Below are 11,439 nucleotides of genomic sequence, written 5' to 3'. Positions count from 1 at the left end.
CCACCCAATTCCGTCACCCCAGCGAAGGCTGGGGTCTCAGGAGATGGTGAACATCATGGCCTGAGATGCCAGCCTGCGCTGGCATGACGAGATAGGAAGCCGTCCGCTAACAACCCTTCACGTCATCATGCCACAAAAAAGGCGGCCCGCCGCGGACCGCCTTTTTCTGTTTCGCAATGCCGGTTCAGTTCGCGGCGGCGACGCCCTGGTCGGTCATCAGCTGCTGAAGCTCGCCGGCTTCGTACATTTCCATCATGATGTCGCTGCCGCCGACAAATTCGCCCTTCACATAGAGCTGCGGGATGGTCGGCCAATCGGAAAAAGCCTTGATCCCCTGGCGGATGCCCTGGTCCTGCAACACGTCGACCGTGTCATAGGCGACGCCGAGATGGTCAAGGATGGCGATCGCGCGGCTGGAGAAGCCGCACTGCGGGAAAAGCGGCGTGCCCTTCATGAAGAGCACGACATCATTGCCGTTGACGATGTCGGCGATCCGCTGCTGCACGGCGTCGGTCATGATTCTGGTCCAATCTGTCTGGCGCGCCTGCCGGCGACGCGGATGTATGTGGCCGGTTAGTTGGGAACGGCCGTGGTGAGTTGCAAGGCGTGGAGCACGCCGCCCATGCGCCCGCCAAGCGCCGCATAGACCGCGCGCTGCTGCGCGACGCGGGTCATGCCCCGAAAGCTCTCCGCCACCACGCGCGCGGCATAATGGTCGCCATCGCCGGCGAGGTCGGTGATCTCGACCTGCGCATCGGGAATGGCGGCGCGGATCATGTCCGCGATGTCGTCTGCGGCCATCGGCATGGAAAACGTCCTATTCGATGAACATGCGGCGCGCGATCACCGCCTGTTCGTCCAGGGCTATGCGCACGGCCGCTTCATCAATGTCAACGCCGGCCGAGGTCAGGTCGCCCAGCAGCTTGCGGATCACATCCTCGTCGCCCGCTTCCTCGAAATCGGCTTGGACGACGGCCTTTGCATAGGCGTCGGTCTCTTCGGGCGTCAGGCCCATTTTCACTGCGGCCCATTCGCCCAGCAGGCGGTTGCGGCGCGCCTGGATGCGGAATTCCATTTCCTGATCGTGGGCGAACATATTTTCGAACGCTTTTTCGCGATCGTCGAAAGTGGTCATGCGTTTCGAGCCCTGTTTGATGCCGTGCCGTTATCCTGTGATAGGAACTGCGGACGCATTACGCAACGGCAGCGGGGACGATCCAGGGCTGTTCCTGCGCCTGACGCGATTCGTAGCGGTCGATCACGTCCACTTCGCCCAGCGTCAGGCCGATCTCGTCCAGTCCGCCGAGCAGGCAATGCTTGCGGAACGGGTCGATCTCAAAGGAGAAACGGTCCTGGAAGCGGGTGGTGACGGTCTGCGCCTCCAGATCGACATGGATGGGGTCGGTCCTGGCGACCTCCAGCAGGCGATCGATCGCATCCTGCGGCAGGACCACGGTCAAGATGCCGTTCTTGAACGCGTTGCCGGAGAAGATGTCGGAAAAGCTGGGCGCGATCACGACCTTGATGCCAAGGTCACCAAGCGCCCAGGCCGCATGCTCGCGGCTGGAGCCGCAGCCGAAATTGTCGCCCGCGATCAGGATCGGGCTGCCGGCATAGGCGGGATCGTCGAAGACGTTGCCCGGTTCCTTGCGCAGCACTTCGAACGCGCCCTTGCCCAGGCCCGATCGCGAGATGGTCTTGAGCCAATGGGCGGGGATGACAATGTCGGTGTCGACATTCTTCATCCCGAACGGATAGGCTCCGCCTTCGACGACAGTCAGTTTTTCCATCAATGCGCCTTCTTCGCCTGCTCTTGCGGCGTGTCTTCGGCGCGGCCGAGCGTCGCGGCCATCGCCGCGCTGGCGAGTGCACCCAAAGTCAACAGCCAGAATATCTTTTTCATAGCGATCCCCTCTCTTGTTATGACAGCAACTCACGCACATCCGTCAGCCGGCCGGTGATCGCGGCAGCCGCGGCCATGGCGGGCGACACCAGATGGGTGCGCGATCCGGGGCCCTGACGACCCATGAAATTGCGGTTGCTGGTCGATGCGCAGCGCTCACCCGCCGGCACCTTGTCCGGGTTCATGCCCAGGCACGCCGAACAGCCCGGCTCGCGCCATTCGAACCCGGCATCAAGGAAGATGCGGTCCAGCCCCTCCGCTTCCGCCTGGGCCTTCACCAGGCCGGAACCGGGAACGACCATGGCGTGCTTGACGCCCGGCGCAATGCGGCGGCCCTTCAGCAGGCCGGCGGCGGCGCGCAGATCCTCGATCCGGCTATTGGTGCAGCTGCCGATGAAGATATGTTCGATGACGACATCCTGCATCCGCTGCCCGGCGGTCAGGCCCATATAGTCGAGCGACTTCTTCGCCGCCGCCTGTTTGGATGGATCGGCAAAGCTCGCCGGATCGGGCACGACGCCCGTCACCGGCACGACATCCTCGGGGCTGGTGCCCCAGGTGACGCTGGGCACGATGTCGGCGGCGTCGATGACGACGGTCTTGTCGAACCGCGCGCCTTCATCGCTGTGCAGCGTCTTCCAATAGGCGACCGCCGCGTCCCAGTCCGCGCCCTTGGGGGCCATCGGCCTGCCTTCGAGGTAAGCGAAAGTCTTGTCGTCGGGTGCGAACAGGCCGGATCGCGCGCCCGCCTCGATGGACATGTTGGCGACGGTCAGGCGGCCTTCCACTGACATGTCGCGGAAGACGGAGCCACGATATTCCATGACGTGGCCGGTGCCGCCCGCCGTGCCGATGCGACCGCAGATGGCGAGCGCCACATCCTTGGGCGTGACGCCGGGGCCCAGTTCGCCTTCGACCACGACTTCCATGGTCTTCGACTGTTTGAGCAGCAGCGTCTGGGTGGCGAGCACATGCTCCACCTCGCTGGTGCCGATCCCGAAGGCCAGCGCGCCCAGCGCCCCGTGCGAGCTGGTATGGCTGTCGCCACACACCAGCGTCGTGCCCGGCAGGGTGAAGCCCTGTTCCGGCCCGATCACATGGACAATGCCCTGTTCGGGATCAGCATCGCCGATCAGGCGGACGCCGAATTCAGGCGCGTTGCGTTCCAGCGCGGCAAGCTGCTGCGCGCTTTCCGGATCGCTGATCGGAATGCGGTTGCCGGCAGCGTCCCGCCGCGCGGTGGTGGGCAGGTTATGGTCCGGCACCGCAAGGGTCAGGTCAGGCCGGCGCACCTTGCGCCCGGCAAGGCGAAGCCCCTCGAACGCCTGCGGACTCGTCACCTCATGGACGAGATGCCGGTCGATATAGATGAGGCAGGTTCCGTCCGGGCGGCGCTCCACGACATGCGCGTCCCAGATCTTCTCATAGAGTGTGCGAGGCTTAACCATGATGGATCAGCCCCTAGACCCGTTCGACCGATCAGGAAAGAGGGCGGGCGAACGATTTGCCCTGTTTTTCCTATCGGGCAGGCAAGAATGTTACACTGCGCGAAAGTCCTGGACGATGCGGCCAGCCGCACCGATCTCCGCTTCATGGCTGTCCTCCCGCCATGTTTCCGCCAGGGCCTCCGCTTCCCACTGCCGCATTGCGGGATGGGCGAGCATATGATCCACCCACCCCTGCGCGATCGGCCCCACGTCCAGGCCATAGGTGCGCACCCGGAAGGCGACGGGTGCGTAGAAGGCGTCGATGGCCGTAAAGACCTTCCCCGCGAGGAAGGGACCGCCGAACCGGTCCAGCCCCTGCTCCCACAGTTCGCGAAGCCGCGCAATGTCGCGGCCCAGCGCAGGCGAATGCATGTGCGGCTCGACCCGCACGCCGACATTCATGGTGCAATCGCTGCGCAGCGTCGTGAAGCCGCTGTGCATTTCGGCGGCGGCGCACTGGGCAAAGGCACGGGCCGTCTCCTCCGCTGGCCACACGCCTGGATGACGGTCCGCCAGATAGAGGATGATGCCGAGCGAATCCCACACCGTCCGCCCCTCTCCATTGGCGCCATCGATCAGCGCCGGCACCTGACCCGTGGGCGAAAAGCTGCGGAAGGCGGCATAGTTGGTCGCGGCGGCGAAGGGCTCGATCCGGTCCTCGAACGGGATGTTCAGCGCCTTCATCAGCACCCAGGGGCGCAGCGACCAACTGCTGTAGTTCCGGTTGGCGGTGATGAGCGTGTAGGTCATGCGTTGGTCCTCCCTGGCCTTGCGAGCGCCGCATAGCCGATGAGGCGTCGGCGATACAGGCGCAACGATCGACCAAGCTCACAAGCTGGGCTTATCGATCGGTCAAAGCCAAGGCAGGGTCTAGCCAAGTCCCTGTCTTCGCGGCACAAAGGCGCATCCACAGGCGGCGCTCAAGCCCCCTCTCCCTTGTCCTGGAGCCCATAGTCGTGAACCGACGCCAGTTTCTTGCCACCAGCGGCGCGTCCGCCATCGCCGCCGCCGCTGCCAACGCCTTTGCCCAAGCGAGCGACGCCGATACGCGGTTCCGCGCGATGCTGGACCAGTTCTTCTACGACCGGCTGGCGGATTCGCCTGAAAGCGCGACCCGGCTGGGGCTCGACACCGGAGCGCGCGCGGCATTGCGCGGCAAGCTGAGCGACACGAGCGCGGCAGGCGTGGCGCGCGACCTTGCCCGGACCAAGGCGCAGGCGAAGCAGCTGGCCGCCGTCGATCGCGCGACGCTGAGCGAAGCGAGACGGATCGACTATGATGTCGTCGCCTATCAGTTCGACCGCGCCATCGGCGGCGAACGGTTCGGTTATGGCGAGACGGCGGGCCGCTACGCGCCCTATATCCTCTCCCAACTGACCGGCAGCTATCGCGAGGTGCCGGATTTCCTCGATTCGCAGCATCGGGTGAAGGACGCGGCGGACGCCGACGCCTATCTGTCGCGTCTGGAAGCCTTCCCCGCGGCGATGGACGGGGAACTGGCGCGGCAGCAGGCGGACGCCGCGAAGGGGGTGTTCGCGCCTGATTATATCCTCGACACGACGATGAAGATGCAGGCGGCGCTGCGCGACCAGCCGGCGGCGCAGACGGTGCTGGTCGCGTCCTTCGCGAAGAAGCTCGCCGATGCGGGCCTGCCGCCGGAGCGCGCCGTACAGGCCGAAAAGATCGTGGCGGAGAAGATTTTCCCGGCCGTCGATCGCCAGCGCGCGCTGGTGCAGCAGTTGCGGGCGAAGGCCAGCCATGATGCGGGCGTGTGGCGGCTGCCCGACGGCGAAGCCTTCTACGCTGCCGCCGCCGAGGCCGCGACCACGACCCGGCTGACCGGAGACGAGATCCACCAGATGGGCCTGGACCAAGTGGCGGACATTTCCGCCCGGATCGACGCGATCCTGAAGGGCCAGGGCATGACCAAGGGCAGCGTCGGCGACCGGCTGGTGGAACTCAACAAGCGGCCCGATCAGCTCTTCCCCAATACCGATCCGGGGCGCGAGGCGCTGCTGGCGCAGCTCAATCGCCAGATCGTGGCGATGAGCAAGCGACTGCCCGAAGCCTTTTCCCCGCGCACCCTGCCCAAGGCCCCGGTGGAGGTGCGCCGCGTGCCCGTGACCATCCAGGCGGGCGCGCCGGGCGGCTATTATCAGAACGCCTCGCTCGACGGGTCGCGACCGGCCATCTACTTCATCAACCTGCGCGACACGTTCGATCGGCCGAAATTCGGCCTTGCGACGCTGACCCATCATGAGGCGGTGCCGGGCCATCACCTCCAGGTGTCGGTGGCGCTGGAATCGGACACCATCCCGATGATCCGGCGGCGCGGCGGCTATAGCGGCTATTCGGAAGGCTGGGCGCTCTATTCGGAGCAACTGGCGGACGAGATGGGCATGTATGACGGCGATCCGCTGGGGCAGGTCGGCTATCTCCAGTCGCTGCTGTTCCGCGCCACGCGACTGGTGGTGGACAGCGGCATGCACGCCAGGCGATGGAGCCGGGAGAAGGCGACCGATTACCTGATCGCCACCACCGGCATCGCGCGTGGCCGCAGCCAGGGCGAAATCGACCGCTACACGGTCTGGCCGGGCCAGGCGTGCAGCTACAAGATCGGGCACACGGTCTGGAACGACCTGCGCGAGGAAGTGAAGAAGAAGCAGGGCGCGGCCTTCGACATCAAGCAGTTCCATGAGGTGCTGACGCTGGGCGCGATGCCGCTCGACATATTGAAGCAGACGGTGCGGCGGCGGGCGGGCATCGCCTGACCGCCCGGCCGACTAAGGAAGCACGCGAAAAAACGGCCCGGCGGGGTGCCGCCGAGCCGTCAAGTCCTTCCACCCAAGCGCGTGGCGACTGACGCAGTCTCCACGCGATGGCCCGTGTTGCGGCCCCCCGACCGTCAAATCCCATGCGCCCGCCTCCCCGGCGGCATCGGGCTTTCTGCCGGGGAGGCGGCGCGCTTCGCGGTCCGCACACCGCGAAGCTGATCGTCCGCGTCAGGCCGCGAACTGGTTCCCCCGCGGCCGTCAGGCCGCGAACTGGTTCCCCCGTGGCCGTCAGGCCGCGAACTGGTTCATCGTGTTGTGCGCGCCGCCGGCCTTGAGCGCCGCCTCGCCCGCGAAATAGTCCTTATGGTCGTCGCCGATGTCGGAACCGGCCATGTTCTGGTGCTTGACGCAGGCGATACCCTGGCGGATTTCCTGCCGCTGCACGCCCTTGACGTAGCCAAGCATGCCCTGATCGCCGAAATATTCCTTCGCCAGATTGTCGGTGCTGAGCGCTGCGGTGTGATAGGTCGGCAGGGTGATGAGGTGGTGGAAAATGCCCGCCTCCCGCGCCGCGTCCTTCTGAAAGGTGCGGATGCGCTCGTCCGCTTCGATCGCAAGGTCGGTGCCGTCATAATCGACACTCATCAGCTTCGCCCGGTCATAGGCGCTGAGGTCGCGGCCTTCCTGCTGCCAGGCGTCGAAGACTTGCTGGCGGAAGTTCAGCGTCCAGTTGAAGCTGGGCGAGTTGTTGTAGACCAGCTTGGCATTGGGAATGACCTCCCGGATGCGGCGGACCATGCCGCCGATCTGGCCGATATGCGGCTTTTCGGTCTCGATCCACAAGAGGTCCGCGCCATTTTGAAGCGCGGTGATGCAATCGAGGACGCAGCGATCCTCACCAGTGCCGGCGCGGAACTGATAGAGGTTGCTGGGCAGCCGCTTGGGGCGCAGCAATTGGCCGTCGCGGCTGATGAGCACGTCGCCATGGCCGATCGCCGCCGGATCGACCGGATCGCAGTCCAGGAAGCCGTTGTAGAGATCACCGATGTCGCCCGCCTGGCGGCTATAGGCGATCTGCTTGGTGAGGCCGGCGCCGAGGCTGTCGGTGCGCGCAACGATGACGCCATCGTCGACGCCCAGTTCGAGGAAGGCGTAGCGCACGGCCCGGATCTTCGCGAGGAAATCCTCGTGCGGGACAGTCACCTTGCCGTCCTGATGGCCGCACTGCTTTTCGTCGGACACCTGATTCTCGATCTGGATGCAGCAGGCCCCAGCCTCGATGAACTTCTTGGCCAGCAGGTAGGTCGCCTCCGCATTGCCGAAGCCCGCGTCGATATCGGCGATGATCGGGACGACATGGGTTTGATATTCGTCGATCTTGTGCAGCAGGCGGTGGGTGTTGACGGCGTCGCCGGACGCCTTGGCCGCGTCGAGTTCGCGGAACAGCATGCCCAGCTCGCGCGCGTCGGCCTGCCGCAGGAAGGTGTAGAGTTCCTCGATCAGCGCGGCGACGCTGGTCTTTTCATGCATCGACTGATCGGGCAGCGGCCCGAATTCGCTGCGCAGCGCCGCGACCATCCAGCCCGACAGATAGAGGTAGCGCCCCTTAGTCGTGCCGAAATGCTTCTTGATGCTGATCATCTTCTGCTGGCCGATGAAGCCGTGCCAGCAGCCGAGCGACTGGGTGTAGGCTGCGGGATCGGCGTCATAGGCCGCCATGTCGGCGCGCATGATCTTCGCCGTGTAGCGCGCGATGTCGAGGCCGGTCTGGAATCGGTTCTGGAGGCGCATGCGGGCGACGGATTCGGCCGCGATGCCATCCCAATTGGTTTCGGTTCCGATGCGGTCGCCGGCAGCCGCGATTTCGCTGTGATAGGTCATGTGTCTGCATCCTTGGGTGAGCGGATGGACAGCGAAATAGACAGGCAGATTGCGCTTGCGCAGGTGCATCGCGGTTCAGTTGTCGATCTTTACAGATTTATGCTGTAAAGTTGTAAATATCTGCACAGGAGGATGTTGACATGGCCAGGGATCGCCCCGTTTACATGGGCCCGCGCTTGCGGCGGCTGCGGCGCGACCTTGGCCTGACACAGGCGGACATGGCCGCGGACCTTGAGATTTCCGCTTCTTATGTCGCGTTGCTCGAACGCAATCAGAGGCCCTTGACGGCGGACATGCTGCTGCGCCTGGCCCGCACCTACAAGCTCGACATGGCGGAGGTGGCGGGCGATGGCGGCGCGGAACAGACGGCGCGGCTGCATGCGGTGCTGAAAGACCCGATGTTCGCCGACATCGACCTGCCGGCGCTGGCAACAGGAGACGTGGCAGTCAACTATCCGGGCATCGCCGAAGCGCTGACACGGCTCTACACCAGCTATCGCGAGGAACATCTGGCGCTGGCCGACCGGGATGCAGGCGATGCGCTGCAGGAAGACGCGGCCGATCCGGTGGCGGAATCGCGCCGTTTCCTTGCCGCCCGACGCAACTGCTTCCCGGCGCTGGACGATGCGGGGGAAAGGCTGGCGGCGGAGGTGGAGACGGAAGGCGGCCTTGCCGGTTGGCTGCGGGCGCGACACAGCCTGCGCGTGCGACGGTTGCCCAGCGACGTGATGGCCGGATCGATGCGGCGGCTGGACCGCCACCGCGATGCCGTGCTGCTGGACGATACGCTGGACGGGGCGAGTTCGCAGTTCCAACTTGCGTTGCAGATCGCCTATCTCGAAATGCGAGCAATCTTCGACACCCTGTTGAAAGAAGGCCAGTTCGCGAGCGAAAGCGGGCGGCGGCTGACCCGGCGGGCGCTGGCGAGCCATGGCGCGGCGGCGATATTGATGCCCTATGGCGCGTTCGCCAAGGCGGTGGAGGCGAAGCGCTATGATGTGGAGGCACTGGCCCGGCAGTTCGGCACCAGCTTCGAGCAGACCGCCCATCGCCTGACCACCTTGCAGAAACCGGGGCAGGAACGGGTGCCCTTTTTCTTCCTGCGCGTCGATCCGGCGGGCAATGTGAGCAAGCGGCTGGACGGCGCGGGCTTCCCCTTTGCGCGCCATGGCGGCTCCTGCCCGCTCTGGTCGGTGCATCGCGTGTTCGAACGGCCGCGCGATGTGGTGACGCAATGGCTGGAACTGCCGGACGGGCAGCGCTTCTTTTCCATCGCGCGTGCGGTGGCGGCGGGCGGCGGCGGATGGGGCGCGCCAAAAGTGGAGCGCGCGATCGCGCTCGCCTGCGCGGCGGAGCATGCGCACCGGCTGATCTACACGCAGGGCATGGAGCAGACAGAGCCGACGCCGATCGGCGTCACGTGCCGCCTGTGTCACCGTGCCCAGTGCATGGCCCGCTCCGCGCCGCCGATCGGCCGCGAGATGCTGACCGACGATTATCGACGGACGCGCGAACCGTTCGGGTTCGAGGGGTGAGCATATCAGGCCCCCTCCCGCGAGCGGAGAGGGCCAATCAAGCCCCCTACCCTTCAATGAAATCCAGATAGGCGACCACGTCATTATCCGTTGCGAGGAACAGGCCCTCCTGGACTTCGGCGGGCTGCTGCTCCGCAGCGAGCAGGGCCTGGCTCAACGGGCCATACATGATGGTCGTCGCGCCGCCGTCATCGCCCAGATGGTAGAGGCGAACGGTGGCGCTGTCATAGGTGGTGCGCATCGCGCCACGATAGCGCAGATGCGCGCCCAAGTCAGCGGCGGTCCTTCACCTTCATCGAGGGGGCGAGCCGGTTCGCGCCGATCCTTACCGGATCGTCGGTGAAGTTGGCGACGAAGGTCGATCCCCGCTCCAGCCCCGGCACGAAGCCGGCCTTGTTGCCCTCTATCACCAGGCCCGCGCTCGAATGTTCGCGGCCTTCCGGCGCGACGGTGATGAAAGCGGACCAGTTGTCCTTGTCTTTCCCCTGCACCATCTCATTGCCGGAGATAACCCCGCTCGCGCCGTTGCTGAGGTCGATCATGTAGTTGGTGAGATGGCCGCCGCTGTCGTCGAAGCTGTTGCCGGTGATGGTCACCCGTGCCGTGCGGGTCTTGAGATAATGGCCGCCATCGCCCTGGTCGAAGCGGCTGTTCGTCACGACCAGATTGGCGAGCCGCCCGATATAGACGCCATGTGCGCAGTCGAGGTCGCGGTCGCAACGGCCCAGTTTGCGGAAGGTCGACTTGTCGATCGTCACCTGCCCGCCGTCATAATCGCCGGTCAGAATGCCTTCCTCGCTGTTGCGGAACAGGCTGTTGCGGACGGTCAGGTTACCGCTTTCCAGACGGATGCCCGCGCCGTTGCCGTCGGGCACGCGAATATTCTGGAAGATGATGCCGTCTATGGTGCTGGACCGGCCACGGAGCACCATTGCCGCCTTGCCTTCGCAGGGCACGGCGTCGAAGATGACGGTGCCCGGCGTCGCGGCGCGGATCGTTACGTCGCCGCCCTGTTGCACGGCGCATTGCCGGTAGGTGCCGGGTGCGATCTGGATGGTGCCGCTGCCGTCGCCCACCGCCGCCAGCGCATCGCGCAGCGTGGCGAACGAGCGACCGGATTCGGCCAGCGTGAAGGGCGCGGACGTGCCCTGCGCCCAGGCGGCAGAGGCGATCGCGACGGCGGCGAGCAGGCTGATCGACAGGGTGCGCATGGGTGGCAGGATAGGCGCTGGAGGCATGCCCACCAAGGCGGGAACAAGGTTAATGCAAAATTGCCCCGATATGGGACAGGCGGCGTGATGCTGGCTTACTTCGGGAAAAGGTCGATCCGCTCCGCGTCCGGCAGAATGGCGTCCAGCAGCAACGAGCGATGGCAGCCGGACGGGTCGCGCTCGAAGCAGAGCAAGGCTGTCGGCGTCTCGCCCGCCATGTCCTTGAGCTGCTCGGCCTGCACGATGGCTTCCGGCAGGTCGAGCTGGCGCGCGTAGATTTCAGCGAGGCGGGCGTGATGCCCCTTGCGCGCGGCTTCGCGCCCTTCGGCAGGTGTGCCAAGCGCCTTCAGCCCGACATAGGCGATCCCCGCTTCGCGCAGACCGGCGGCAAGGATATTCTTGGAAAAGCCCGGCCGACGCGAAAGCGGCACTGCGCGAACATCCGCGAGCAGGCGCACGCCCGCTTCGCGCAGCGCGTCTATCAATGCCGCTTGCGTCGCGCCTTCATAGCCGATGGTGAAGATTTTCATGGGGGGGATATGGGGATCGGGCGCCTATTTCCCAACATCCGTTCGATCGGACCCGCCGAGAAATGCGAAGCGCCATTTGCACCACGAGGTCAGCCAGGCGGAAGCCAGCCAACCGCCC

The 11,439-nt window shown here is 65.4% G+C and carries 12 protein-coding genes; 2 read left to right on the top strand and 10 right to left on the bottom strand.

Going from position 1 to position 11,439, the window contains the following annotated elements; all coding sequences use genetic code 11:
* Positions 1 to 184: 184 nt before the first annotated feature.
* The 6 genes from grxD to AX724_RS15150 form a co-directional block, all read right to left on the bottom strand.
* Positions 185 to 517 (bottom strand): Grx4 family monothiol glutaredoxin, encoded by a 333-nt coding sequence (grxD, locus tag AX724_RS15175; protein WP_066767896.1) that lies wholly within the window; start codon positions 515 to 517, stop codon positions 185 to 187.
* A gap of 56 nt (positions 518 to 573) precedes the next feature.
* Positions 574 to 807: a BolA/IbaG family iron-sulfur metabolism protein gene (locus AX724_RS15170; RefSeq protein WP_066700340.1), complete on the bottom strand. Its 234-nt coding sequence runs from the start codon at positions 805 to 807 to the stop codon at positions 574 to 576.
* Between the two features lie 10 nt (positions 808 to 817).
* Positions 818 to 1,135: a DUF1476 domain-containing protein gene (locus tag AX724_RS15165; RefSeq protein ID WP_066767895.1), complete on the bottom strand. Its 318-nt coding sequence runs from the start codon at positions 1,133 to 1,135 to the stop codon at positions 818 to 820.
* Between the two features lie 58 nt (positions 1,136 to 1,193).
* Positions 1,194 to 1,790 carry a 3-isopropylmalate dehydratase small subunit gene (gene leuD / locus AX724_RS15160; protein ID WP_066767892.1) on the bottom strand — a complete coding sequence of 199 codons (597 nt, stop codon included), beginning with the start codon at positions 1,788 to 1,790 and terminating at the stop codon, positions 1,194 to 1,196.
* A gap of 130 nt (positions 1,791 to 1,920) precedes the next feature.
* Entirely contained in the window at positions 1,921 to 3,351 is a 1,431-nt protein-coding gene (gene leuC, locus AX724_RS15155; RefSeq protein ID WP_066767890.1) for a 3-isopropylmalate dehydratase large subunit, read from the bottom strand.
* 90 nt (positions 3,352 to 3,441) lie between these two features.
* A complete protein-coding gene (locus AX724_RS15150) occupies positions 3,442 to 4,140 on the bottom strand; it encodes a glutathione S-transferase family protein (RefSeq protein WP_066767888.1) in 699 nt (232 codons plus the stop codon).
* Between the two features lie 206 nt (positions 4,141 to 4,346).
* Here AX724_RS15150 and AX724_RS15145 point away from each other — a divergent pair, with 206 nt between their 5' ends.
* A complete protein-coding gene (locus tag AX724_RS15145; RefSeq protein WP_066767886.1) occupies positions 4,347 to 6,161 on the top strand; it encodes a DUF885 domain-containing protein in 1,815 nt (604 codons plus the stop codon).
* Between the two features lie 291 nt (positions 6,162 to 6,452).
* On the opposite strand, the gene AX724_RS15140 is transcribed toward AX724_RS15145, so the two are convergent.
* Positions 6,453 to 8,045, bottom strand: coding sequence for an isocitrate lyase (locus AX724_RS15140; protein ID WP_066767907.1), 1,593 nt, complete (start codon positions 8,043 to 8,045; stop codon positions 6,453 to 6,455).
* 140 nt (positions 8,046 to 8,185) lie between these two features.
* On the opposite strand from AX724_RS15140, the gene AX724_RS15135 reads away from it, so the two are divergent.
* On the top strand, positions 8,186 to 9,580 hold the full coding sequence (locus AX724_RS15135; RefSeq protein WP_066767884.1) for a helix-turn-helix domain-containing protein: 1,395 nt from the start codon (positions 8,186 to 8,188) through the stop codon (positions 9,578 to 9,580).
* A 46-nt stretch (positions 9,581 to 9,626) separates the two neighbouring features.
* Here the strand turns inward: AX724_RS15135 and AX724_RS15130 are convergent, their stop codons facing one another.
* From AX724_RS15130 to AX724_RS15120, 3 genes are all read right to left on the bottom strand, one after another.
* Positions 9,627 to 9,821, bottom strand: a complete 195-nt coding sequence (locus AX724_RS15130) for a hypothetical protein (protein ID WP_066767905.1) — start codon at positions 9,819 to 9,821, stop codon at positions 9,627 to 9,629.
* A gap of 31 nt (positions 9,822 to 9,852) precedes the next feature.
* Complete coding sequence (locus AX724_RS15125) at positions 9,853 to 10,791, bottom strand: right-handed parallel beta-helix repeat-containing protein (protein ID WP_066767882.1); 939 nt, start codon at positions 10,789 to 10,791, stop codon at positions 9,853 to 9,855.
* 95 nt (positions 10,792 to 10,886) lie between these two features.
* Positions 10,887 to 11,321 (bottom strand): DUF488 domain-containing protein, encoded by a 435-nt coding sequence (locus AX724_RS15120; protein WP_066767881.1) that lies wholly within the window; start codon positions 11,319 to 11,321, stop codon positions 10,887 to 10,889.
* Positions 11,322 to 11,439: the final 118 nt, after the last annotated feature.

It is taken from the genome of Sphingobium sp. CCH11-B1, from assembly GCF_001556865.1.
Taxonomy (GTDB): Bacteria; Pseudomonadota; Alphaproteobacteria; order Sphingomonadales; family Sphingomonadaceae; genus Sphingobium.
The sequence above is the reverse complement of the archived record's forward strand: the minus strand, read 5'-3'. Positions and strand labels throughout refer to the sequence as shown.

Excerpts from the sequence above, each read along its gene's own strand:
- AX724_RS15135 (WP_066767884.1), top strand. The coding sequence starts at position 8,186 with ATGGCCAGGGATCGCCCCGTTTACATGGGCCCGCGCTTGCGGCGGCTG.
- leuD (WP_066767892.1), bottom strand. The coding sequence starts at position 1,790 with ATGGAAAAACTGACTGTCGTCGAAGGCGGAGCCTATCCGTTCGGGATG.
- AX724_RS15165 (WP_066767895.1), bottom strand. The coding sequence starts at position 1,135 with ATGACCACTTTCGACGATCGCGAAAAAGCGTTCGAAAATATGTTCGCC.
- AX724_RS15125 (WP_066767882.1), bottom strand. The coding sequence starts at position 10,791 with ATGCGCACCCTGTCGATCAGCCTGCTCGCCGCCGTCGCGATCGCCTCT.
- AX724_RS15150 (WP_066767888.1), bottom strand. The coding sequence starts at position 4,140 with ATGACCTACACGCTCATCACCGCCAACCGGAACTACAGCAGTTGGTCG.
- leuC (WP_066767890.1), bottom strand. The coding sequence starts at position 3,351 with ATGGTTAAGCCTCGCACACTCTATGAGAAGATCTGGGACGCGCATGTC.
- grxD (WP_066767896.1), bottom strand. The coding sequence starts at position 517 with ATGACCGACGCCGTGCAGCAGCGGATCGCCGACATCGTCAACGGCAAT.
- AX724_RS15170 (WP_066700340.1), bottom strand. The coding sequence starts at position 807 with ATGCCGATGGCCGCAGACGACATCGCGGACATGATCCGCGCCGCCATT.
- AX724_RS15140 (WP_066767907.1), bottom strand. The coding sequence starts at position 8,045 with ATGACCTATCACAGCGAAATCGCGGCTGCCGGCGACCGCATCGGAACC.
- AX724_RS15130 (WP_066767905.1), bottom strand. The coding sequence starts at position 9,821 with ATGCGCACCACCTATGACAGCGCCACCGTTCGCCTCTACCATCTGGGC.
- AX724_RS15120 (WP_066767881.1), bottom strand. The coding sequence starts at position 11,321 with ATGAAAATCTTCACCATCGGCTATGAAGGCGCGACGCAAGCGGCATTG.